The organism is Chroococcidiopsis sp. CCALA 051, assembly GCF_003015105.1.
Lineage (GTDB): Bacteria > Cyanobacteriota > Cyanobacteriia > Cyanobacteriales > Chroococcidiopsidaceae > Chroococcidiopsis > Chroococcidiopsis thermalis.
In genome coordinates, this window is sequence record NZ_PYCI01000042.1 from 1 (window position 1) to 22,021 (window position 22,021).

Here is a 22,021-nt window from a genome sequence, read left to right on the forward strand (position 1 = left end):
TTACAGAATTTAACTCTAAATAGGGTTGAAGTGAAAAGTAAATACTCATCAGCGGGAAGACTATCACTTTATTCGAGTAAGAAGCATACGCCCTGAGACAGTTTATTGCGATCGCCTGCATATATCTTAGGAGAGGTGTAGTCTTAATTATAATTAGATTATTTTATAAATTACGGCATCATTACCGCTAATACCATAAGTAATTTTAACTAAAAAATTGCGAGTTAGAACGGGATTGAAGTCAGACTCAATCTAAGCAAGAATAAACTGGTAAAATCGTTTCATGTTGGTTTAGTACAACATAGTTGTTGATTTACTTCAACACCAATAGCAAAATTTCTACTAGATTGAGTGCTTGAATATACTCAGTCTAAAAGCGGATGCGATCGGCGATCGCGATTTTAATTAACCCAACGATCAATTTTCAATTCAATAACATTTCAATTCACATCGATCGAACTCTTAACATCACAATGGATCGTCAGTCAAAAAATAAACTGCATACTCTCCATCAAAAACTGAAAAAGTGGTATCGATGGATGCTGCTCTTCGTGCTGTCCCTTAGTATTATCCTGACAGCATGGATAGCGATCGCACAGCAACCAGTTGTCTTGAATACCTTAATTCTTGCACCCGATGTCAAAGATCTGCGAGCAGGAATGTTTCAAGACTTTGAGAAAGAAAATCCAGGAATTCGCATCAACGTCATTGAAGGACCGAATGCGGCTAATTTAGTTGAAGATCTTTACTCTTCAGCTTTTCTCTTAGGTGAATCTCCTTACGACTTAGTACTTTTAGATATTGTTTGGACACCAAAATTTGCGGCGGCTGGGTGGTTGTTAGACTTGCAAAATCGGGTAAGTCCAGAGGAATTAAAAGCATTTACAGTCCAAGATATAGAAGCAGGGAGATACAGAGACGGATTTTATCGTATCCCAATCCGCTCTGACGTTGGTATATTTTATTACCGCGAAGATTTGCTCAAAGCAGCAGGATTAAAACCGCCAGAAACCTTTCAAGATTTAATTCAAACATCCCAAACTTTACAAAAACAAGATAAAGTCGATTGGGGTTATGTCTGGCAAGGACGGCAATATGAAGGGCTGTCAGCAATGTTCGTTGAAGTTCTTGAAGGTTACGGTGGATTCTGGGTAAATTCAGATACACAGGAAGTTGGGCTAGACAAACCAGAGGCAATTCAAGCAGTCCAGTTTCTCCGCAGTACGATTGAAAAAGGTATTTCTCCACCAGGGGTAACAACATACATAGAAGAAGACACTCGCCGCCTATTTCAAAGCGGTCAAGTTGCCTTTTTAAGAAACTGGCCTTATGTCTTACCTTTAGTAAATGAAGAAGGTTCTCAACTCAGAAATCGAGTAGCTATTAAACCAATGGTTCACGCCCCTGGAGAAACAAGCGGTGCTTGTTTAGGAGGCTGGGGTTTTGGTATTTCGAGTAACTCGACTCATAAAGAAGAGGCTTGGAAAGCCCTGCAATACTTCATGAGTCGGGAAGCGCAAAAGCGATTTATCTTAGGGTCGGGATACGTACCCAGCCGGAAGGAATTATTTACCGACCCAGACGTTGTGGCAAAATATCCTTACTTTCCAGAGTTGTTAGAAATTGCCGAAAAAGCAGTTCTGCGTCCGGCAATTCCCCAATACGCGCAAGCTTCTGATATTTTGCAACGTTACCTCAGTGCTGCCCTTTCTAACCGTATGAGTCCCGAACAAGCAATGGAAGCGGCTGCTAACGAAACCCGCACTTTATTAGGTCGAAATCAAGCCTAGAAAAAGTCAAAAGTTAAAAGTCAAAAGTCAAAAATAATAAGTACTAATGACAAATGACGTAGGGCGAAGCCCTTCCCGAAGGGTATGACAAATGACCAATGACCAATGACAAAACTATGAAACTCGATGTCGTACAAAAAAGAGAACAGAAAACTGGATGGATCTTACTCTTACCAGCATTAATTGTCATGTTGGTAGTGTATGCCTATCCAATTTTACGAGCGTTTTGGCTGAGCGTCTTTACTCAAAACTTGGGAACTGAGTTAGAACTAGTGTTTTCTGGTTTGAGTAATTACGGGCGGATGGTTAGCGACGGGCGATTTTGGCAAAGCTTGTGGAATACCACCGTTTTTACAACCGCTTCTGTGTTGTCAGAATTAATTTTAGGTATTGGTGTCGCTTTGGTACTTAACCAAGCCTTTAAAGGACGGGGAATTGTGCGGACAATTACCTTAATTCCTTGGGCTTTGCCAACAGCAGTTATGGGGGTTGCGTGGGCGTGGATTTTTAACGACCAGTATGGTGTAGTTAACGATATATTACGCCGCCTGGGATTAATTGAAACAGGGATTAGTTGGCTGGGAAATCCGACGCTGGCAATGATTGCGGTCATTTTAGCCGACGTGTGGAAGACAACACCATTTATTGCTTTACTGTTGCTGGCTGGGTTGCAGTCGATTCCTGGCGACTTGTACGAAGCGCATTCTTTAGATGGTGCGACTCCGTGGCAGAGTTTTTGGAAGATTACTGTCCCCTTGTTAATGCCGCAAATAATTGTTTCTTTGTTGTTCCGTTTTGCTCAAGCTTTCGCTATCTTCGACTTAATTCAAGTTATGACTGGCGGTGGTCCTGGTGGGGCAACAGAAACGGTTTCAATTTATATCTACAGTACAGTGATGCGTTATTTAGATTTCGGCTACGGTTCGGCGTTGATTGTCGTGACATTTTTGATTTTAGTCATTGCTGTAGCGATCGCATCCTTACTCTTAACCAGAGCGCGGGCTAATGCCGCAGGAGTACGTTAATTATGGCAATTGCACAATCGCGATCGCAAGCCAAAGCCGGGATAAATTGGCGAGCCATTTGGCTACCAATTGCAGTAGCTTTAGTTGTCATATTCTTTCTCGCCCCCGTGCTGTGGCAGGTATTAACTTCCGTAAAAGTTAACGAAGACATCTCAGCCGTTCCTACAGTTTACTTTCCCACTCGCTTCACCTTCGAGCATTACGCATCTCTATTTACCCGTCGTCCATTTGGACTTTACATTTTAAATAGTGCCTTTGTTTCTATTACCTCTACCCTACTGTGTCTAGCTTTTGGCGCACCAGCAGCTTATGTTTTGGCACGGTTGCGATTAGTGGGTAAGGAAGTTATTCTCGCGATCGTCCTAATCGTTACCTTATTTCCCACGGTATTACTATTTCTAGGACTGTTGGAAATCGTTCAAGTAACCAATTTAGCCAACAACTTTTTAGCGCTAATAATTCCATACACGGCGATTAATTTACCCCTAACAATTTTGGTAATGCGCAGTTTTTTCCAACAACTACCTAAAGATTTGGAAGATTCAGCGCGAGTAGATGGATACAACACATTTCAATTACTATGGAAGATTCTATTACCCATGACTCTTCCCGCTTTAGTGACGACAGGAATTCTGACTTTTATTGCTGCTTGGAATGAGTTCATTTTTGCTCTAACATTTATTTCGCGAGAATCCATGAAAACCATACCCGTAGCAACCGCTCAATTGAGTGGGGCTTCGGTATTTGAAATTCCTTACGGACCCATCGCTGCTGCAACCATTTTAGGCACTCTACCTTTAATTCTCCTCGTACTCTTCTTCCAGCGCAAGATCGTTCAAGGTCTGACTGCTGGCGCTGTTAAGGGATGATTAAAAGTCAAAAGTCAAAAGTCAAAAGTCAAAATTAAACACTCGCCACTACTCATTATTCACTTTAAAAAATGGCTAAACTCGAACTTAGAAATTTAAATAAAACTTATGCTCCTAAAGTTGTCCCAGTTAAAGATGTGAGTTTGACTGTGGATGATGGAGAATTTTTGACGTTACTCGGTCCTAGTGGCTGTGGTAAGTCTACAGTGTTGCGGATGATTGCAGGGTTAGATGCCCCAACTCGCGGACGCATCTTTTTGGGTGGGGAAGATATCACCTCCAAACGACCAGGCGATCGCAATATGGCGATGGTGTTTCAAAGCTATGCTCTCTACCCGCACATGACGGTAAGCGAAAACCTCGCTTCTGGACTGAAGCTGAAAAAAGTTTCTCGCGCCGACATCGAACAACGGGTAGCGGAAGTTAGCAGACTATTGGGACTGGATGAGTTAATGAACCGCAAACCAGGACAGCTATCTGGCGGACAAAGACAACGGGTAGCTGTCGGTCGGGCGCTGGTACGTCAAGCTCAGGTATTCTTGTTAGACGAACCCCTAAGTAACCTCGATGCGTTATTGCGGGAACGAGTCCGCGCCGATCTCAAGCGCATATTTGCAGCCCAAAAAGCCCCTGTAGTCTACGTCACCCACGACCAAACTGAAGCAATGACGCTTTCTTCTAAGGTAGCTTTGCTCAATGATGGGTACTTACAGCAACTCGACTCGCCCGATCGCATTTACAATCATCCGGCAAATCGATTTGTAGCAGGATTTGTTGGCAGTCCCCAAATGAATTTGCTTACCCTACCCTGTAAAGGTAGATCGGCAATGCTGGGAGATTTCCAAATTCCCCTACCTGACTTGCCCACCGTACCACCAGAAATTATTTTGGGTATCCGTCCTGAAAACGTTGGCATTGCTCGACCTGGCGATACTAGCTTTGTCCGAGGACGAGTCAATGTAGTAGAAAACTTGGGAATGAACTATTTGGTCAATACGCGGGTCGAAAGTCACAGCGCCCCAACGCAGATTGTGCGGGCGTTGCTACCCACAGACCGTCGCTGGAACGAAGAGGAAGAAATTGCTCTTACCCTACCACCTCAACACCTGCACTGGTTTGATGTTCAATCTGGAGATGCTTTAATTGGGCGGCAGATGGCAGGAGTTTATTCATAATTTGTAAATGTAGAGAGGTTACATGTAACCTCTCTACATTTATGTCATTCTTCGCTGACTAATTTCCTCGCCTTATTTGCCCTTGCTTCAGCATTTGTCATCACTTCGTCCATCTTCTCTTGGATTTCCCCTGGATAGTTTTCTAAGACTTTTGTGGAAAGGGAAATTCTGCCTCTACCTTCATCCAAATCGATAATCACCGCTTTAATTTCCTGCCCAATTTTAAACAAGGCGGGTAAAGAGGCGGTATAATTTTGGCTTACCTGTTTGATATGGAGTAAACCGCTGACTCCATTAAGATCGACAAACACGCCAAAAGGTTGAATGCTGGAAACTTTACCCGTAGCAAGTTGACCAATTTCCAATTGGCTGAAGCTACTGGCGCGAGTCGCTAAGCGATTGGAAAGGACGAGTTTTTTATTGTCGTAATCGACTTCCAGAAAACTAGCTGTCAAGGTTTGACCCTTGAGCAATTCCATGTTTTCTTTTTCAACTAAATGCGATCGCGGAATAAATCCCCTCAAACCCAGCACGTCAACTGTCACGCCACCCTTATTTGCTCCTGTCACTCGTACCTGCACTGTCTGGCGATTCTCTTGCATCTGCTCGATGCGCTCCCAAATGTGCTGAATTTCTAACTGACGACGCGATAAAGTGACCTGTCCATCTGCATCTTGGTCGCGGATAATCAGAAACTCTAGTTCCTCTTGCAAAGGTAGTACGGTAGACAAATCCGTAACCTGTTGTAGGGAAGCTTGATCTGCTGGGAGGAAAGCAGCGGATTTACCACCAATATCGACATAAGCGCCGTTGCTGTCGTATTGAAAAACTTTACCGCGTACTGTTTGCCCTTTCTGGAACTGATAGTCATGTTGTTCCAGTGCTTTAGCAAAATCCTCCATCGAGAACGATGAGCTAGATACAGATGGGGTCGAATCAGATTTCATAGGAATACAAAAAGGGAGTCGAGAGTGGGAGGACAAGGGAGACAAGGGGGACAAGGGAGACAAGGGAGTAATTAAGATTTGTATTCTTCTGACTCCTAACTCCTGACTTCTGACTCCTCACAAAGTTTCAAACAGTTGTTTCACTTGCTCCCAGGCATCAATGCTGGCTTCTGGATTATAGCTTGCGCGGCGATCGCAGAAGAAGCCGTGACCTGCTCCATGATAGCGAAAGATTTTATGAGATATGTGGTATTTCGTCAGCTCGGCTTCAATTTGGTTTATATGCTCGGTAGGAATACTCCCATCCTCCAAGCCAAAAAAAGCATAAATTGTGCCGGAAATCTCGGAGGTGCGAGTTAGGGTAGGAGAACCACCATCAGGAGTACGGGTAGGAATGCCAGCACCATAAAAAGCCGCAGTCGCTTTAATATCTGGTAAAGTGGCAGCTAGATATGCGACGTGACCCCCAAAACAAAAGCCGATGCAACCGATCGCATCTGGTTTAACTTGGGGTAAAGCTTTCAAGTAGGCGATCGCGGCTTGAATATCGCTCAACAGTTCTGACGCTTTGGTTTGCTCCCAAGCATATTTTCTCCCCACCTCCAATTCTTCTGGAGTATAACCAGTCTCAAAACCTGGTGCGAGGCGTTGAAATAACGCGGGAGCGATCGCCACGTATCCCAGTTTAGCGATTCTCTCCGTCACATCCCGTATGTGAGAGTTGACCCCAAATACTTCCTGCAACACCACAATCCCAGGATACGTCCCATCTACTGTTGGTGCTGCTAGATAAGCATCAATATCCAAATCTCCAGTTGAAATTTTGACGTGATTTGTCTGAATTTCTTTATCTGTCATGATGGTATAGATTCAGTTGTCAGTTATCAGTTATCAGTTATCAGTGACCAGAGAGAATTCATCACTTACCAACTACCAATTACCCATTACCCATTACCCATTACCAACAACCAATAACCAATAACTAAAAAAAATGGTTCAATTTCACATTCAGCCAGATAGCGATATTCCTGCTTCTACTCAACTTTACAATCAAATTCTTTATGCGATCGCCTCTAGGCAGTTTCCACCTGGACAGCGTTTACCCAGTACGAGAGCATTAGCAATCCAGACTGGTTTGCATCGCAACACTATTAGTAAAGTTTATCGTCAGCTGGAGGAAGATGGTTTAGTCGAAAGTTTGGCAGGTTCGGGCATCTACGTCCGCGCTCAAGCTCATAATAGCAGCCCCCGCTCGTCTTCCCCCGTGATAGAAAAGTATCCCGCAGCAGAAAAGATTGTCCGACGCAGTTTAGAGGAATTACTCAAGTTAGGCTGTTCGCTCAACGAAGCACGGGAAGTATTTATCGCTGAAATTGATTGGCGATTGCGCAGTAGCGCTCAAGTCTTGGTGACGGTTCCAAGTGATGATATCGGCGTGGGTAAGCTGATGGTGGATGAATTGCAAAAAGCATTAGGTGTAAGTGTTCAGCTAGTTCCGATTGAGGAATTAGCAGCAATTCTAGAACAAACACCTTCTGGTACGGTGGTGACGAGCCGCTATTTTATTGGTGTTGCAGAAGCGATCGCCTCACCTAAAGGAGTGCGCGTCATCCCTGTAGATGTCTACGATTACAGTCAAGAAATTCAAACTTTGAAAAAATTACCTAAAGGTAATTGTGTGGGGATTGTCAGCCTCAGCTCTGGTTTGTTAAGAGGTGCGGAAGTGATTATTTATAGCCTGCGAGGGAGCGAATTGTTAGTACGGACAGCTCAGCCAGGAGATAGCTATAAGCTTAATGGCATTGTCAAAAGCGCCCACTTAATTATTAGCGATCGCGCCAGTTATGCTGCTGTTAGAGCCGCCGTTCAAGCTGCGAGAGAAAACATTATTCGCCCACCCCAACTTGTTTGTTGCGAAAATTATATTGCCACTGACTCAATTGATTCTCTCAAACGCGAGTTAGGGATTGATTAAGAAATGGTTGATGGTTGATGGTTGTTAGTTGCTATCCCCGAGCGGCAATAACTGTTTAAACTTAAATCATTTATACTTAAAATATTAGATTAATACTCAGCATTTAGTAAATAAAATGACTGTAGACATTCATCCTTCCACTGGTTTGAAAGAAGCTATCGAGCAGCGCCGTGCAGCTAGAGCGTTTCGTTCCAATCCAATTCCCGAAGCAATTCTAGAAGCAATTTTTCAGATAGGATTACGCGCTCCCTCTGGCTTTAATCTCCAGCCTTGGCGATTTATCGTCGTGCGAGAACAACAAAATCGCGACAAACTGAAAGCTTGTGCCTTCAATCAGCGTCAAGTAGGGGAAGCCCCAGTCGTACTAATTTGCTGTGGCGATCGCGCCAGTGCGGAAATGGAAAATATTGAAGCCGTCATCGCCTTGGGTTCTGAAGTGGGGGCGATGAACGATGACTACGCAAATTACATGCGATCGCAAATTCCACCTTTCTTTGAAAACCATCCTAGTTTCGAGTCGATGGAAGCGTGGACAAACCCCCACACCATGCTAGCTGTCGCCCATCTAATGTTAGTTGCTAAAAGCTTTGGTGTTGATAGTTGCCCGATGGAAGGCTTTTCTACAGCACAAGTCAAGGAAGCCTTTCATATTCCACCCCATGTCGATGTTTGCTGTTTAGTCGCCCTCGGCTACGCCGCCGAACCCTTCAAACAATACGGCGGGCGTTTCAAAAGCGATCGCGTTTGCTTCAGCGAAACTTACGGCGATCCTTTTTTAGGATAAAGGTAGGGGCGCACAGCTGTGCGCCCCTACCCGTCCTGCCTTCTGCCTGTTTTACACAGACACAGGAAGCGCCAAAAATTCCCGTACTTGCTGAAGGTAACTCTGAGGATCTTCCAGCATGGGAAAGTGAGCCGTATTGGGGATCGTCACAAACTCCACGCGATCGCTCAATGCAGCTGCCTGTTTCCCCATCGCCGCTGGAATAATCTTGTCATACTCCCCAGAAATTAATAACGTCGGCACTTTCAGACGGGTAAACTCCTGGGGCATCACTTCTGCTGCTGTCTTGCTGACGGAAGTAAAAATCGTTCCCAAAGCTGCTTCGTAATCCGCTACCAAAAAATCTTCTAGAAAAGCTTGGCGTTCGGTAGCAGGAATCGAACGATGCAGAAACCGCGCCATAAACATGCGATCGACAAATGGTATTTTCTTCAACCACTGGGGACGAAACTTGACAACGTAACCGCCAAATTTATGAAAGGCAGCAAAAGCCTTCTCGTCATACTCAAAGATGCCGCTACAAGTAAGAATCGCTTTTTCTACCCGTGCTGGATAGCGATTGAGAAAAAATGTTGCTACCGACGCTCCCATCGAATGAGCGTTAAGGTATACCCGAGGTAATTTCAGCCGATCCAGCAATCCTGCAAGATCTTCGGCGTACTCTTCTAGCTCGTAGCTTAACTCAGCGATCGCCTCAGCTTGTGCTTGCGGTGACTCTGCCTCAGCTACATCAACGTTAGCAGCAGATAGGGCAGGTTTCCCGCGCGATCGCCCAAATCCCCGCATGTCATATAACAAGCAATCGAACTGTTCTGAAAGTGCTTGTGCCGTACTGCGCCAATAACGAGCTGAACCAGCCCAGCCATGCAGAAATACCATTACAGGCTTATCTTGTTTGGCTTCCGGTGTCCGAATCCACTCGTAGTAATGCTCAACGCCACGAACTGAAATATAAGGCATCTATAATTTTTGTCCTTTGTCATTTGTCATTTGTCATTTGTTAGCAACTTGAGGCAAATGACAAATGACGGTTGACCAACGACCATCAAGCCGATTCCGGTTTGGGCAAGGAAGACGGATGCAGCAGCAGTTCGGCGGTAGAGCGTTTCTCTACCATTTCCCGCGTCACCGCACAACGAGTTAGATCTTTGCGCGATGGCAACTCGTACATCAACTCCAACATGAGTTCTTCTACAATTCCTCGCAGCGCCCGCGCCCCAGTCTTGCGACGATAGGCTTCTTGAGCGATCGCCCGCAGGGCTTCAGGTTTGAACTCTAGTTGGACGTTATCCATCTTCAGCAGTTTTTGATACTGCTTGACTAACGCGCTCTTAGGCTGAGTCAGAATTGCCACTAACGCTTCTTCATCCAATGGTTCGACCACAGCTACCATTGGCACGCGCCCGATAAATTCGGGAATCATGCCAAATTTTACCAGATCGTCTGGCTCTAAGTGGACGAGAATATCTGCCGTCCGCTTTTCTCGCGATAGCCCTTCTCCTGGCTGAATGAAACCTATTGACTTTTTGCCAATTCTCTGCTCTACAACTTTTTCTAACCCGACAAAAGCCCCACCGCAGATAAATAGAATGTTGCTAGTATCGATTTGGATGCAGTCCTGGTAAGGATGTTTTCTCCCCCCTTGGGGTGGAACGTTTGCCACCGTGCCTTCCAGCATTTTTAGCAGCGCTTGTTGTACGCCCTCTCCCGAAACGTCCCTGGTAATTGAGGGGTTCTCACTCTTGCGGGCAATTTTATCGATCTCGTCGATGTAGATAATGCCTCTTTGGGCTTCCTCTACATCTAAATCAGCAACTTGCAATAATCTGAGTAAGATGTTTTCTACATCCTCGCCAACGTAACCCGCCTCTGTAAGCGTTGTGGCATCGGCAACCGCAAAGGGTACGTCAAGAATCTGCGCTAAAGTTTGCGCCAGTAGAGTTTTGCCGCAACCAGTCGGACCAATTAACAAAATATTAGATTTTTGTAACTCTACGATATCTTCTGCACCAGCTTTGCCGCTACTATTTTTCGACTGCACTAAGCTCAGGCGTTTGTAGTGGTTGTAAACTGCTACCGATAAAACTTTTTTCGCCTCATCTTGACCGATAACGTGTTCGTCGAGATGTGCTTTAATCTCGCGGGGTTTGGGAATTTGGTTGAGCGAGATCCCCCCAGTTCGACTGCGCCGCTTTGGTGGTGGTTCTGGACGAGGCTGTTGGGGTGCAGCAGCAGTTGAGTCTAATAACTCCTCATCCAGAATTTCATTGCACAAATCTACACATTCATCGCAGATGTAGACTCCCGGTCCGGCAATCAATTTCCGTACCTGCTCTTGCGATTTGCCGCAAAATGAACACTTTAAATGGGAGTCGTACTTAGACATAAGAAGCCTCTTACTTCACTGATGTGACTGCTTCGCCCGCTTTGGGGAGATTTTGCTTAGAGATCGTTTGGTCGATCAACCCGTAATCTTTTGCCTCTGCTGCCGACATGAAAAAGTCGCGTTCCGTATCGGCTTCGATTCTCTCCAAGGGTTTACCTGTGTGGTAGGCGAGGATTTCATTTAATCGCCGCTTGTGGTAGAGGATCTCTTTGGCTTGGATCTCAATGTCAACTGCTTGTCCTTGAGCGCCACCGAGGGGTTGATGGATCATGATTCGCGCGCTGGGTAGAGACATCCGTTTTCCGGCTGCTCCGGCTGCGAGCAAAAACGCTCCCATACTAGCTGCTAATCCAAAACAAATAGTAGCAACATCAGAGCGAATCTGCTGCATTGTGTCATAAATCGCCATACCAGCCGTAACAGAGCCGCCTGGAGAATTAATGTAAAGATGGATATCTTTTTCTGGGTCTTCAGCTTCTAAGAATAACAACTGAGCCACGATCGAATCAGCAACAGCATCATCGACTGGAGTGCCCAAAAAAACAATCCGCTCTCTGAGCAATCTAGAGTAAATATCAAAGGCACGTTCTCCCATGCCTGATTGCTCCACTACCATTGGCACGATGTTGCTAGGAGCCATCATAGAGTTTAGCTCTAGATGTTTGTGGCTGCTAATGAGTGGATAGTATGAGGACTGAGATACAAGCATAGATAATTGTTCCAGAAGTAGAGCCAGATGCAGTGGATTTAACTGGCGCTGAAGGCGATCGCACTTTTCACCAGTGGCTTTGCTATCTGTTGACTATTATGCCTCATGAACTAGGGGTTAGGAGTAAGGGGTAAGGGGTAAGGGAAAAGTTAAAAATCAAAAGTCAAAAGTCAAAATTTTCTTACATTCCACTCCCGACTACGCGGCTCCGATGCGGAGGATACCTCCGCCTCCACCCGCTTCCCGACTCCCGACTCCCCAATCACTCAGCTTCAGTTGCTTCTACTGTTATAGTCGCTTCTGACGCTTCTGGCTGGGTCGATTCTTCTATAATTTCCGCATCATCAATTTCATCCTCTTCATCGTCCTGTAAAGAGCCTTCTGGTACGAGTTCGATCGCGGAATGTTCTTCTAGCCAAACAAAAATCTTGTCTGTTAGCAGTTCTTCTTGGACGACTTCTTTGAGCCTGTCTCGATCGATATCTTGACCGGAGTATTCAGCCATTAGCTCTTTGACCCGTGCTTCCACGGCAGCTGGCTCGACTTCAATCGATTCTTTTTTCGCGACTTCCTGTAGAGCTAGCGATCGCTTCAATCGATCGATCGCTTCTGGACGCGATCGCTGTCTTAGCTGCGGCACTGTATCTTTAGTAAACAGTTTCTTGACATCAATTCCTTGTCTTTGGAGCTGCATCGCCGTTTGCGTCAACACCGAATCGACTTCTTGCTCGATCATCGTCTCCGGTAAATCGGCTTCTAGATGCTCGATCAGATCGTCCAACAATGCCTGTTGCTTATTTGTCTTAGTTTTCTTTTCTGCTTCTTCGCGAAACCGAGTTTCTAGCGTCGAGCGCAGTTCTGCTAAAGTCTCAAATTCACTAATTTCTTGAGCAAAATCGTCATTCAGCTCCGGCAACTCTTTCTCTTTTAACTCTTTCACGGTTACCGTAAACTTTGCTGGCTTGCCTGCTATTTCTTGCTGAGGATATCCTTCGGGAAACTGCGCCGATATTTCCTTTGTTTCCCCTGGACTCATACCGACAATGCCATCTACAAAGCCTTCAATAAATCTTCCTGGTGATAGCTCTGTTTCAAAATCCGTGGCTGAGGCTCCTTCGATCTCCTGTGGTTCTTCGCCTTCTGCCTCCGGTACGAGATAGCCCTTGAAGTCTATAATGACTACATCTCCCATTTGCGCCGCCCGCCCTTCTACAGGAATTAAGGTAGCTCGTTCCTGACGATTTTCTTCTAAAACTTTTTCTACCTTTTCTGGGTCATACTTGACTTCTTCTGCCTTAACTTGTAAGCCGCTGTACTGCTTCAGCTCAATTTCCGGCAGTACATCCACCGCAGCGGAGAATGTCAAGGGTTTTCCTGGCTCGAACGCACCAATTAAATCCTCAAAAGAGGAACGCAACTGAGGTTGACCGATCGCTTCTATTTCTGCTTGCTTAATGGCTTCCGTAATGCCACTTTGAATTAACTCTTCTAACGCTGCTGCCTTGATCCGCGTTGTCCCTAGCCGTTGCAATAAGATTTGGCGCGGCACTTTACCTTTACGGAACCCAGGAATGTTGGCGGCGCGGGTGAAGTTTTGAATTACCTGCTCGTAACTCTGTTGAGACTTGTCGGCGGGAATTTCTATTTCCAGACCAATTTGACTGGCGGGAAGCTTTTCCTGGGTGACTTTCATTTTGATAGAGGATATGTAACTGATTGTTTTTTACCTGCTGAAGTACCACACTAGCACTAGTCCTACTCCGATCGCCTAATGCCATAAATTAGCGGCTGTGACCGACATTGCTTGCCTTGAGGGAGGACGACTTCTAAAGCGTTTTAGCTTTTCTGTTTGCTTGGCTCTCGACTTGCTCGGACAAATAACTGCTTTGAGGTCTAGTTGCTAGACGTAACTAGTCATCTATAGACTATACTGCTGGAACACCTGTTATGAACTGAATGCATTCTCCTCAATTTTCTGATAATATGCCAGCTTATATGTGATGATAATTGTTAAAATCATTGGAACTTTTTGCGACCATCCGCCCCAAGTCGCCAGCGATCGGCGAAAGCCGAAGGTTAACTGAATTGTTAAAATTACTTAAGTAGGGAGATAGAAAACGGCAGACAAGAGGCAGAATAGTGAATCCTTAAATCTATAGATAGACTTTTTATCTTTTTCGTTCTAACAACACAATTATTCAGTTCATCATCATTGAATCCAAACGCTAATGGGTCGCGATCGCCAAGGCGAATTTGAATTTTTTAAAACTTTAAAGTATAACCCCAAACTTTTAAAAAAACTCGTTTCAGTTTATTGCAATATTAGGAGGCAGAAATTTTGAGCAAATCCTATTCAGTTGCCATCTTGGGGGCAACGGGAGCTGTTGGGACAGAATTACTAAGTTTACTAGAAGAACGCCACTTTCCTGTCGCCCAATTGCGGCTACTCGCATCGCCTCGTAGTGCTGGTACGATCGTGACATTTGCAGGAGAAAATATTCCGGTAGAGCCAGTAAGCGATCGCTCCTTCGACAACATAGATATTGTCCTAGCTTCAGCTGGTGGTTCCACTTCTAAGGCATACGCTACCAAAGCCGTAGCAGCAGGGGCTGTTTTTATCGACAACTCCAGCGCCTTTCGGATGCACCCAGACGTTCCCCTCGTCGTTCCAGAAGTAAATCCCCAAGCAGCAGCTACCCATAAAGGGATTATTGCCAATCCCAACTGCACCACTATTTTGATGAACGTTGCTGTTTATCCCCTCCATCAAGTCAGTCCAGTAAAACGGATTGTTGCCGCGACCTATCAATCAGCTAGCGGTGCTGGTGCTAGGGCAATGGAAGAAGTTAAAGCTCAAGCTCAAGCGATTTTAGCAGGCAACACCCCCATAACTGAGGTCTTTCCTTACCCTCTGGCGTTTAATCTCTTCCCTCACAACACTCCGCTCAATGACCAAGGGTACTGTGAGGAAGAAATGAAAATGGTGAACGAAACCCGCAAGATTTTTGCCGAACCTCAGTTGCAAATTACGGCAACCTGCGTGCGGGTTCCCGTACTCAGAGCGCATTCAGAAGCGATTAATCTAGAATTCGAGCAGTCTTTAAGCGTCGCCGAAGCAAAGGAAATTTTGTCACAAGCTCCTGGCGTGCGTGTAGTCGAAGACTTCGCTGCTAACTATTTTCCCATGCCCATTGATGCCTCCGGTCGCGATGAAGTACTCGTAGGTCGCATTCGCCAAGACATTTCCCATCCCCGAGGCTTAGAACTATGGCTGTGTGGCGACCAAATCCGTAAAGGTGCGGCATTGAATGCCGTGCAAATTGCCGAATTATTGGTAGCCAAAAACTTACTTCAGCCCTCCGAAGTAGCAGCAGTGTAGGCAGGTTGAGTGCAAGCAGATTTTTTACAGTTCTTACAGCTGAGCGCTTTGGCAAAGAATGCCGACAGCTAAAAATTAGGAGTCAAGCGTGGTAGATTTTGGCAGAGTGGTGACCGCAATGGTCACGCCATTTCAAGCAGACGGTAGCGTAAATTATGCAGTTGCGGAGCAACTAGCAGCGCATTTGGTGACACAAGGAAGTGACACTTTGGTGGTTTGTGGTACGACAGGAGAGTCTCCCACTTTGAGTTGGGACGAGGAGTACCAGCTATTCCAAGTCGTAATTAAAGCTGTTGCAGGTAAGGCGCTAGTCATTGCGGGAACGGGTTCTAATTCTACTCAAGAAGCGATCGCGGCTACCCAAAAAGCAGCTAAAATAGGAGTACATGGTTCTTTACAAGTAGTCCCCTACTATAATAAGCCTCCACAAGCAGGGTTATTTAGCCATTTTCAGGCGATCGCACAAGCATGTCCCGATCTGCCAATGGTGTTATATAATATTCCCGGTCGCACGGGTCAAAATCTCTTGCCGCAAACAGTGGCTCGGTTGTCAGCAATAGATAACATTGTCGGAATTAAAGAAGCGACGGGTAGCCTCGACCAAGCTAGTGAAATTAGTCGCATGACACCGCCAGAATTTAAAATCTACTCTGGTGACGATTCCCTCACATTACCTTTATTGGCGATCGGTGGATATGGTGTCATTAGCGTGGCAAGTCATTTAGTTGGCAAGCAGCTACAACAAATGATTCAAGCCTTTGCCGCAGGACAAGTTCAAACGGCAACTCAAATTCACCTCCAACTACTCCCTCTATTCAAAAGTCTGTTCCTGTCAACAAATCCCATTCCCGTAAAAGCAGCCCTCAGACTTCAAGGCTGGGATGTAGGTTCAACTCGTCTACCGTTAGAAGACGACCAAAATGGATTAGCACAGAAACTCAAGCTAGTACTAGCAGAGTTAAACCTGATATAGGTATAGAGCTTTCAGACAACTGAATAATTCGTGCAAGATACTTCCAAGTCGTTATCGCGATCGCTCGGATTGAAAATAATTGCCCCTATTGACAACTCTTATCTATCGCAAAACCACCTGACTTTGTTTTATCTAACTCAAACAACAAACGTGAATCTAAAAAAACAACTGTAAATTAAGGATACAAATGAGTAACAACGGAACGACAGCCGCCGTCAAAATTATTCCCCTTGGCGGTTTGCACGAAATTGGCAAAAACACTTGCGTTTTTGAATACAACGATGAAATTTTTCTCCTCGATGCAGGGTTGGCATTTCCTACAGATGAAATGCATGGCGTAAACATCGTTCTACCAGATGTTACGTACTTACGCGAAAATCGGCATAAGATTAAGGGCATGATCGTCACCCACGGTCATGAAGATCATATTGGTGGCATCGCCTTTCATTTAAAGCAATTTGATATTCCGGTTATTTACGGTCCCCGCTTGGCGATGGCAATGCTAGAGGGGAAACTAGAAGAAGCAGGAGTCCGCGATCGCACGGAGTTAAGATCGGTACGTCCCCGCGAACTCGTCCGTATTGGTTCCTCTTTTATTGTTGAATTTATCCGCAACACCCACTCAATCGCTGATAGCTTCACCGTCGCCATTCACACCCCCCTCGGCGTAATTATCCACACGGGGGATTTTAAATTCGACCATACTCCAGTTGATGGCGAACATTACGACATCCAACGGCTGGCAGAACATGGAGAAAAAGGTGTATTGTGCTTAATTAGCGACTCCACTAATTCCGAAGTCCCAGGACATACGCCTTCAGAACGATCGGTCTATCCCAACTTAGACCGTATTTTTATGCAAGCTAAGGGCAGAGTCCTCGTCACCACCTTTGCTTCCTCCGTACACCGGATCAACATGATTCTGGAATTGGCGCAAAAACACAATCGTGTCGTCTCAGTCGTCGGGCGATCGATGTTAAACGTAATTGCTCATGCTCGAAATCTAGGCTACATCAAATGTCCAGATAACTTGTTGCAGCCGCTACACGCCATTCGCCAACTTCCTGACGAAAATGTTTTGATTCTAACTACTGGTTCTCAAGGCGAACCGATGTCAGCCATGACAAGAATTTCTCGCGGCGCACATCCCCATCTCAAAATCCGCGAGGGAGATACAGTCGTATTTTCCGCTAACCCGATCCCAGGTAATACGATCGCCGTAGTCAACACGATCGATCGCTTGATGATGCAAGGTGCTAAAGTCATCTACGGTCGGGAACAGGGCATTCACGTTTCTGGACATGGTTGCCAAGAAGACCAAAAACTGATGATTGCCTTAACTCGTCCCAAGTTTTTCTTACCCGTGCATGGCGAACATCGGATGCTAGTGAAGCACTCTCAAACAGCACAAAGCATGGGGATTCCGGCTGAGAATATGGTCATCATCCAAAATGGTGACGTAGTAGGACTATCAACAGAGGAAATTAAGGTAGTCGGGAAAGTGCCAGCGGGGATCGAACTGGTAGATACCTCTGGTTCTGGTATTGTCAGCGGTAAAGTCTTGCAAGAACGCCAGCAAATGGCAGCAGATGGCATTGTTACTATTGCCGTCGCGATCGATTGGAATGGGAAGCTAATGACCAAGCCGGATATTCACTTGCGAGGCGTAGTCACCACGATTAACCGCGATTTGCTGCAAAAGTGGGTACAAGAACAGATCGAGCAAATATTAAGCGATCGCTGGACGGATTTCGGTCGCTCCTTTGACGGACAAGAAGTTGATATTGATTGGACGGGATTGCAGGTACAGCTAGAAAAAGACTTACAACGGGCAATTCGGCGCGAGTTACAATGTCAACCCACTGTCACTCTACTCATGCCTATCCCTGAAGAACCTGTCAAGGCAGCTGACGGTAGAAGACGGCGACGCACTGCTGCTGCACCAGTCGCCTCGTGAATAGCGACCAGCAACCAGTAACCGGTTGTCAGTGACAGATAGGGTTTCTATCTAAATGGCTCAATACGTAAAATCCCTCCGATGCGCCTTCAAAAGGCGATTACGGGGGATTTTATGTTGTCAGCGATTGGTGTAGAAGTCTGATAGCGCTTTTCAATTGGATGCAATATACGTCTGGTAGGGGCGCACAGTTGTGCGCCCCTACCAATGTCATCCACACAATCGAGAATTGCTATGACATGTCACATCACTTATAGAGTGACTAACAACCATCAACTATCAACTATCAACTCTCCATCAACTATAAAGAAAATCTAACGAAATTAGCTTGACAAATCGTCAAACATCGGTAAATATACGGAAGCTGCTTTTAATTATTTCTTTATTATTTTAAAAATTTCCGTATTGTTGCTCATACATCACGCAGGAATTTTAGGCAGAATCAAAGCGATTCCTATTAGAGAGGTAGAACAAAAATTGTGTTTGAAACTACAAAGAATAAATTTGTATTTTTGAATACGAAATTGATGTAGATGTGATTCGTGCATCGCTTGAATGTTTGTTCTACATGCACTTCCAGTCAAATTCGCTAAACTTCACTAAAGTTTTATATAGGTCAAATTTCAGAAAAATCTCTCTAGTAACCTACCAGTTCTGCCAAATCGTTAGTTAACGTGGGGTAGTGATAAATAGGTTCCTGAATTGAGAGAAAATCCTTCAAAAATTTTTAATTGATTTAGGAAACATTATTCCGGTAAAGATCGTTGAGACATTGTATGTGTTCTATAGCAAGCTCAAGTTGCTTCATACAGTACGAGGAGTGAATCATGAATGCTTCCCCATATACATCCCAAGATATTGCCCTAGCCAGTTGGATCTGGATCGACCAAACTCAACAGTCTCCAGAAATACCCATTGCAGCTAGTCCGTTACAGCAACCCAAACAGCGCAAATTAGACTTGTTGTTACCTCTGCGCCGCTGGCTGGATAGCGTCGAAGTTCGCAATCCTCAGTTAGCACATCGTTTATGTCAACTTATTCCTTCCCAGTGTCCGTTTGAACGGGATGTCGTTCTATTCGGTCGCAAGCTGTTCCACATTCCACCAATGTGCAAGCTCAACCCGCTATATGAAGAAGTTGTAGGCTTGCGTTTCCGCGCCTTATGCTACCTAGCCGACGAATGTGGTGAAGACGTAACCCCTTACTGTTAACAGTTATCAGTTAACAGTTATCAGTGAAGAAAGCGAGCAGGGAGCAACTATCAAGTCATAAATCGCTCTTTCGCAAGTCGCCATGAAATTCACGCACTACGACTGATGTGACGATCGCTTGACATGGAGTTATACTGAGGCTGAGCTGCAACAACCTAAAAAGAAGGAGATCGCGGCTATCGGCGCTCAATATAATTACCAAATTATAAGTGTTAAGCGACTATGGGGAGATACTTCTTTCACCAATGGTTGGATCTAGCAGCCAAAGCGACTAAAATTGCTGTTGTTTCATTCAGTTCCCTGGGGCTAGCAAGCAGTTTCTGGCTGGTAATAGAGCATCAAGTACCACAAATTGCCCGCACCCAAACAGTCAATGCTGACGTGACACTCGACCGTCGCCCCGACGAAACCTACGAAGCATTACGCAGTCGGGCTATAACAGCGGCTAGAACAGCAGCAACACAGAATTTAGCAACCAATCGACAAGCTACAGATATCACCGTTACGGTAGTTATCCGCGATCGTGGGCAAATTGCACCTATACTCTCGCTGACAGCAAATCGCACTGAAGGAATTGACCCCGATCCCCGGCAAGGAATTAAATATTTCGACCAAGCGCGATCGCTACTTCGATTTGACGAGCGTGATGTAGCAACAAACGATGCCGATAGCGCACCTCGAAGATCGTTTCCGAATCCAACTCCCTCCTCATCGAGAACGCCAACCAACTCGAATTCTAGCAACACAAGAGGTAGCGGACAAGGAACGTTCTCCCAGCCAGGACGCTTGATTCCATCTACATCGGAACAGCCTACTAACACCACTCCTTTTAGTCAGCCAGGTACGACAAACTCAACTAATACACCTGACGGTCAAACACAACCAGGTACGGGCTTAGTCCCTCAGTCGTTGCCAGACACAACTCCCAATTCCATAACCCCCAATTCATCAAACACGCCGACAAACCAACCAACTGCATTTCCCGATTCATCACCAGATACATCAACCAGTCCGTCTACAACAACTCCTGCTTCATCTTCTGACACGGGTTTGACTCCAGCAGCACCTGCTATTCCTTCGGGAATCACACCCAGTCAACCCCTGACCCCATCAACCTCACCCGTACCAGGAACGAGTTCTACTCCCACGACTTCACCTTTTGGAACCACTACGCCGACGACACAACCTTGAGGTCAGCTATCAGGGAGCAGAGAGCAGAGAGCAGGGAGCAGAGAGGTAGAGGGAGCAACTACCAACTACCAACTACCCATTACCCATTACCACTCAATAAATATTTGGCTTACAATGGAAAGGTTGTGAAAAATTAAGTCTGTGTCGTCATGGCTGTTCCAAAGAAGAAAACATCTAAGTCTAAAAGAGATAAGCGCCGAGCTACTTGGAGAGGAAAAGCTGCAATAGAAGCACAAAAAGCCCTGTCGTTAGGTAAGTCTATTCTCAGCGGACGCTCTAAGTTTGTCTATCCCAATCCTGAAGAAGAGGAAGAAGATACGGAATCATAGGTTGTGGTGCGCTTAGGCATCTATCGCTCGTGGATCTGCCTAGAAGTGTTGTTAGAGATCGGTGAGTTGCGCTAAAGATCTAAGTAAAGGTTTTTAACCTTTGAATGCAACAATAACCTATACGTCTACACCGCATGGTAGGAAAATTTTTTCAGAAACCAGGAGCAGAACAAAGCGATCGCGTCCCTCCTGGTCAATACTTAACCAAGGGGTTTCCCGTACTAACCTATGGCGATACTCCTCGGGTTAATCGAGAACAATGGCAATTTAAGGTTTGGGGTCTGGCACAACCGAAGACTCTGACTTGGGAAGATTTTATGGCGCTACCGCAGCATGATTTTACTGCGGATTTTCATTGCGTCACTCGCTGGTCTAAATTGGATGTCAAATGGACTGGCGTGAAGGTGACAGACTTCATGCAACTGATTGAAATCGATCCTAAAGCTGCTTATGTGATGGAACATTGCTATGGCGGCTACACGACAAATATTCCTTTAGAAGACTTTCTGCGGGAAGAAAACTTTTTTGCCCACACTGTATTTGACGAACCTCTTCCTGCCGAACATGGTGGACCGATGCGGTTAGTCGTACCTCACCTTTATGCTTGGAAAAGCGCCAAGTGGATCAATGGTCTAGAGTTTTTAGAACAAGATGAATTAGGCTTCTGGGAACGGAACGGCTATCATCGTCGAGGCGAACCTTGGGCAGAGGAGCGCTACAGCGGCGGGTTCTAGGTTTCAATGCTAACCAGCTAGAAAAAAACTTGTATATTCTGGTGGGCATTGCCCACCCTAATTCTTTGCATGAGCGTGGCAACAAGCGCCTTGCTGACAAAGCATTTGCTGAAGTAGCAATTGAAGCGAATGTTACTTCAATCGTGCCGTTCTTGGTAGTCATCAGAAGATTTGGGATCTAATTCCCAACGGCGATCGTCGCGGTCTTCTAGAATATCTTGAGTGCGTAAAAAACTGCGATCGTCCATTTCCAGACCAACAGCTGCTTCAATCTCTTCAGTTACATCTTGGTCGGGAGTAGCAACAGTACCACCTACAGCCTCATCTCCTTCTTCTGCTGCTGTTTGCCACGATGCATCGACATCTCCGCCAGTCAATTCTGGACTAGTATTAGTGTATTCTCCTGCTTCTCTACCAGTGTTCGTCCTTGGGTCATCGTGAACGCCAGTACCAAAAGATTCAGTAATTTCTTCGGATAAGTCTTGAATATTTTTATCGTTGCGATCGCCCATAAGTTCAGAGTCATTCAGTTGTTGGTTAATGGTTGTTGGCAACTATTCGCTAGTCACTGATAGCTCCACTCCAAG

At 45.5% G+C, this 22,021-nt stretch carries 20 protein-coding genes; 13 read left to right on the forward strand and 7 right to left on the reverse strand.

All coding sequences use genetic code 11. The features are described 5' to 3' along the window. Positions 1–473 precede the first annotated feature (473 nt). From C7Y66_RS12450 to C7Y66_RS12465, 4 genes are all read left to right on the forward strand, one after another. Complete coding sequence (locus C7Y66_RS12450) at positions 474–1,790, forward strand: ABC transporter substrate-binding protein (RefSeq protein ID WP_233222652.1); 1,317 nt, start codon at positions 474–476, stop codon at positions 1,788–1,790. Between the two features lie 98 nt (positions 1,791–1,888). Continuing rightward, on the forward strand, positions 1,889–2,815 hold the full coding sequence (locus C7Y66_RS12455; protein WP_106545816.1) for a carbohydrate ABC transporter permease: 927 nt from the start codon (positions 1,889–1,891) through the stop codon (positions 2,813–2,815). A gap of 2 nt (positions 2,816–2,817) precedes the next feature. Next, complete coding sequence (locus tag C7Y66_RS12460) at positions 2,818–3,684, forward strand: carbohydrate ABC transporter permease (RefSeq protein ID WP_015153875.1); 867 nt, start codon at positions 2,818–2,820, stop codon at positions 3,682–3,684. Between the two features lie 71 nt (positions 3,685–3,755). Further along, complete coding sequence (locus C7Y66_RS12465) at positions 3,756–4,859, forward strand: ABC transporter ATP-binding protein (RefSeq protein WP_106545817.1); 1,104 nt, start codon at positions 3,756–3,758, stop codon at positions 4,857–4,859. A gap of 44 nt (positions 4,860–4,903) precedes the next feature. Here the strand turns inward: C7Y66_RS12465 and C7Y66_RS12470 are convergent, their stop codons facing one another. Both C7Y66_RS12470 and C7Y66_RS12475 read right to left on the reverse strand, forming a co-directional pair. Then, positions 4,904–5,806: a S1 RNA-binding domain-containing protein gene (locus C7Y66_RS12470; protein ID WP_106545818.1), complete on the reverse strand. Its 903-nt coding sequence runs from the start codon at positions 5,804–5,806 to the stop codon at positions 4,904–4,906. A gap of 117 nt (positions 5,807–5,923) precedes the next feature. Beyond that, complete coding sequence (locus tag C7Y66_RS12475) at positions 5,924–6,664, reverse strand: dienelactone hydrolase family protein (protein WP_106545819.1); 741 nt, start codon at positions 6,662–6,664, stop codon at positions 5,924–5,926. 133 nt (positions 6,665–6,797) lie between these two features. Between C7Y66_RS12475 and C7Y66_RS12480 the strand changes: the two genes are divergently transcribed. Beyond that, on the forward strand, positions 6,798–7,781 hold the full coding sequence (locus C7Y66_RS12480) for a GntR family transcriptional regulator (protein ID WP_106545820.1): 984 nt from the start codon (positions 6,798–6,800) through the stop codon (positions 7,779–7,781). A 115-nt stretch (positions 7,782–7,896) separates the two neighbouring features. Next, the gene (locus tag C7Y66_RS12485; RefSeq protein WP_106545821.1) at positions 7,897–8,565 is read left to right on the forward strand and encodes a nitroreductase family protein; all 669 of its coding nucleotides are present in this window, start codon (positions 7,897–7,899) and stop codon (positions 8,563–8,565) included. Positions 8,566–8,616: 51 nt separating this feature from the next. Here the strand turns inward: C7Y66_RS12485 and C7Y66_RS12490 are convergent, their stop codons facing one another. The 4 genes from C7Y66_RS12490 to tig form a co-directional block, all read right to left on the reverse strand. Then, positions 8,617–9,525 (reverse strand): alpha/beta fold hydrolase, encoded by a 909-nt coding sequence (locus C7Y66_RS12490; RefSeq protein ID WP_106545822.1) that lies wholly within the window; start codon positions 9,523–9,525, stop codon positions 8,617–8,619. 85 nt (positions 9,526–9,610) lie between these two features. After that, positions 9,611–10,951, reverse strand: a complete 1,341-nt coding sequence (gene clpX, locus C7Y66_RS12495) for an ATP-dependent protease ATP-binding subunit ClpX (protein ID WP_015153868.1) — start codon at positions 10,949–10,951, stop codon at positions 9,611–9,613. 10 nt (positions 10,952–10,961) lie between these two features. Further along, a complete protein-coding gene (clpP, locus tag C7Y66_RS12500; protein ID WP_041462410.1) occupies positions 10,962–11,660 on the reverse strand; it encodes an ATP-dependent Clp endopeptidase proteolytic subunit ClpP in 699 nt (232 codons plus the stop codon). Between the two features lie 262 nt (positions 11,661–11,922). Further along, the gene (gene tig / locus C7Y66_RS12505; protein WP_015153866.1) at positions 11,923–13,353 is read right to left on the reverse strand and encodes a trigger factor; all 1,431 of its coding nucleotides are present in this window, start codon (positions 13,351–13,353) and stop codon (positions 11,923–11,925) included. A gap of 645 nt (positions 13,354–13,998) precedes the next feature. On the opposite strand from tig, the gene C7Y66_RS12510 reads away from it, so the two are divergent. The 7 genes from C7Y66_RS12510 to C7Y66_RS12540 all read left to right on the forward strand — a co-directional run bounded on the left by C7Y66_RS12510 (position 13,999) and on the right by C7Y66_RS12540 (position 21,434). Then, a complete protein-coding gene (locus C7Y66_RS12510; protein WP_106545823.1) occupies positions 13,999–15,039 on the forward strand; it encodes an aspartate-semialdehyde dehydrogenase in 1,041 nt (346 codons plus the stop codon). Between the two features lie 88 nt (positions 15,040–15,127). Continuing rightward, positions 15,128–16,012 (forward strand): 4-hydroxy-tetrahydrodipicolinate synthase, encoded by an 885-nt coding sequence (gene dapA / locus C7Y66_RS12515; RefSeq protein WP_106545824.1) that lies wholly within the window; start codon positions 15,128–15,130, stop codon positions 16,010–16,012. Between the two features lie 187 nt (positions 16,013–16,199). Beyond that, positions 16,200–17,969, forward strand: a complete 1,770-nt coding sequence (locus tag C7Y66_RS12520) for a ribonuclease J (RefSeq protein ID WP_106545825.1) — start codon at positions 16,200–16,202, stop codon at positions 17,967–17,969. 827 nt (positions 17,970–18,796) lie between these two features. Next, on the forward strand, positions 18,797–19,180 hold the full coding sequence (locus C7Y66_RS12525) for a Mo-dependent nitrogenase C-terminal domain-containing protein (protein WP_106167527.1): 384 nt from the start codon (positions 18,797–18,799) through the stop codon (positions 19,178–19,180). 222 nt (positions 19,181–19,402) lie between these two features. Continuing rightward, a complete protein-coding gene (locus tag C7Y66_RS12530; RefSeq protein WP_106545826.1) occupies positions 19,403–20,371 on the forward strand; it encodes a hypothetical protein in 969 nt (322 codons plus the stop codon). 149 nt (positions 20,372–20,520) lie between these two features. Beyond that, positions 20,521–20,700: a 50S ribosomal protein L32 gene (gene rpmF / locus C7Y66_RS12535; protein WP_015153860.1), complete on the forward strand. Its 180-nt coding sequence runs from the start codon at positions 20,521–20,523 to the stop codon at positions 20,698–20,700. A 134-nt stretch (positions 20,701–20,834) separates the two neighbouring features. After that, positions 20,835–21,434: a sulfite oxidase-like oxidoreductase gene (locus tag C7Y66_RS12540; RefSeq protein WP_015153859.1), complete on the forward strand. Its 600-nt coding sequence runs from the start codon at positions 20,835–20,837 to the stop codon at positions 21,432–21,434. A gap of 137 nt (positions 21,435–21,571) precedes the next feature. On the opposite strand, the gene C7Y66_RS12545 is transcribed toward C7Y66_RS12540, so the two are convergent. Further along, positions 21,572–21,946, reverse strand: a complete 375-nt coding sequence (locus tag C7Y66_RS12545) for a DUF6335 family protein (RefSeq protein WP_106545827.1) — start codon at positions 21,944–21,946, stop codon at positions 21,572–21,574. Positions 21,947–22,021: the final 75 nt, after the last annotated feature.

Excerpts from the sequence above, each read along its gene's own strand:
- C7Y66_RS12450 (WP_233222652.1), top strand. The coding sequence starts at position 474 with ATGGATCGTCAGTCAAAAAATAAACTGCATACTCTCCATCAAAAACTG.
- C7Y66_RS12480 (WP_106545820.1), top strand. The coding sequence starts at position 6,798 with ATGGTTCAATTTCACATTCAGCCAGATAGCGATATTCCTGCTTCTACT.
- C7Y66_RS12540 (WP_015153859.1), top strand. The coding sequence starts at position 20,835 with ATGGTAGGAAAATTTTTTCAGAAACCAGGAGCAGAACAAAGCGATCGC.
- C7Y66_RS12490 (WP_106545822.1), bottom strand. The coding sequence starts at position 9,525 with ATGCCTTATATTTCAGTTCGTGGCGTTGAGCATTACTACGAGTGGATT.
- C7Y66_RS12545 (WP_106545827.1), bottom strand. The coding sequence starts at position 21,946 with ATGGGCGATCGCAACGATAAAAATATTCAAGACTTATCCGAAGAAATT.
- C7Y66_RS12485 (WP_106545821.1), top strand. The coding sequence starts at position 7,897 with ATGACTGTAGACATTCATCCTTCCACTGGTTTGAAAGAAGCTATCGAG.
- C7Y66_RS12520 (WP_106545825.1), top strand. The coding sequence starts at position 16,200 with ATGAGTAACAACGGAACGACAGCCGCCGTCAAAATTATTCCCCTTGGC.
- C7Y66_RS12530 (WP_106545826.1), top strand. The coding sequence starts at position 19,403 with ATGGGGAGATACTTCTTTCACCAATGGTTGGATCTAGCAGCCAAAGCG.
- clpX (WP_015153868.1), bottom strand. The coding sequence starts at position 10,951 with ATGTCTAAGTACGACTCCCATTTAAAGTGTTCATTTTGCGGCAAATCG.
- C7Y66_RS12460 (WP_015153875.1), top strand. The coding sequence starts at position 2,818 with ATGGCAATTGCACAATCGCGATCGCAAGCCAAAGCCGGGATAAATTGG.
- tig (WP_015153866.1), bottom strand. The coding sequence starts at position 13,353 with ATGAAAGTCACCCAGGAAAAGCTTCCCGCCAGTCAAATTGGTCTGGAA.
- C7Y66_RS12475 (WP_106545819.1), bottom strand. The coding sequence starts at position 6,664 with ATGACAGATAAAGAAATTCAGACAAATCACGTCAAAATTTCAACTGGA.
- C7Y66_RS12525 (WP_106167527.1), top strand. The coding sequence starts at position 18,797 with ATGAATGCTTCCCCATATACATCCCAAGATATTGCCCTAGCCAGTTGG.
- C7Y66_RS12455 (WP_106545816.1), top strand. The coding sequence starts at position 1,889 with ATGACCAATGACAAAACTATGAAACTCGATGTCGTACAAAAAAGAGAA.
- rpmF (WP_015153860.1), top strand. The coding sequence starts at position 20,521 with ATGGCTGTTCCAAAGAAGAAAACATCTAAGTCTAAAAGAGATAAGCGC.
- clpP (WP_041462410.1), bottom strand. The coding sequence starts at position 11,660 with ATGCTTGTATCTCAGTCCTCATACTATCCACTCATTAGCAGCCACAAA.
- C7Y66_RS12470 (WP_106545818.1), bottom strand. The coding sequence starts at position 5,806 with ATGAAATCTGATTCGACCCCATCTGTATCTAGCTCATCGTTCTCGATG.
- C7Y66_RS12465 (WP_106545817.1), top strand. The coding sequence starts at position 3,756 with ATGGCTAAACTCGAACTTAGAAATTTAAATAAAACTTATGCTCCTAAA.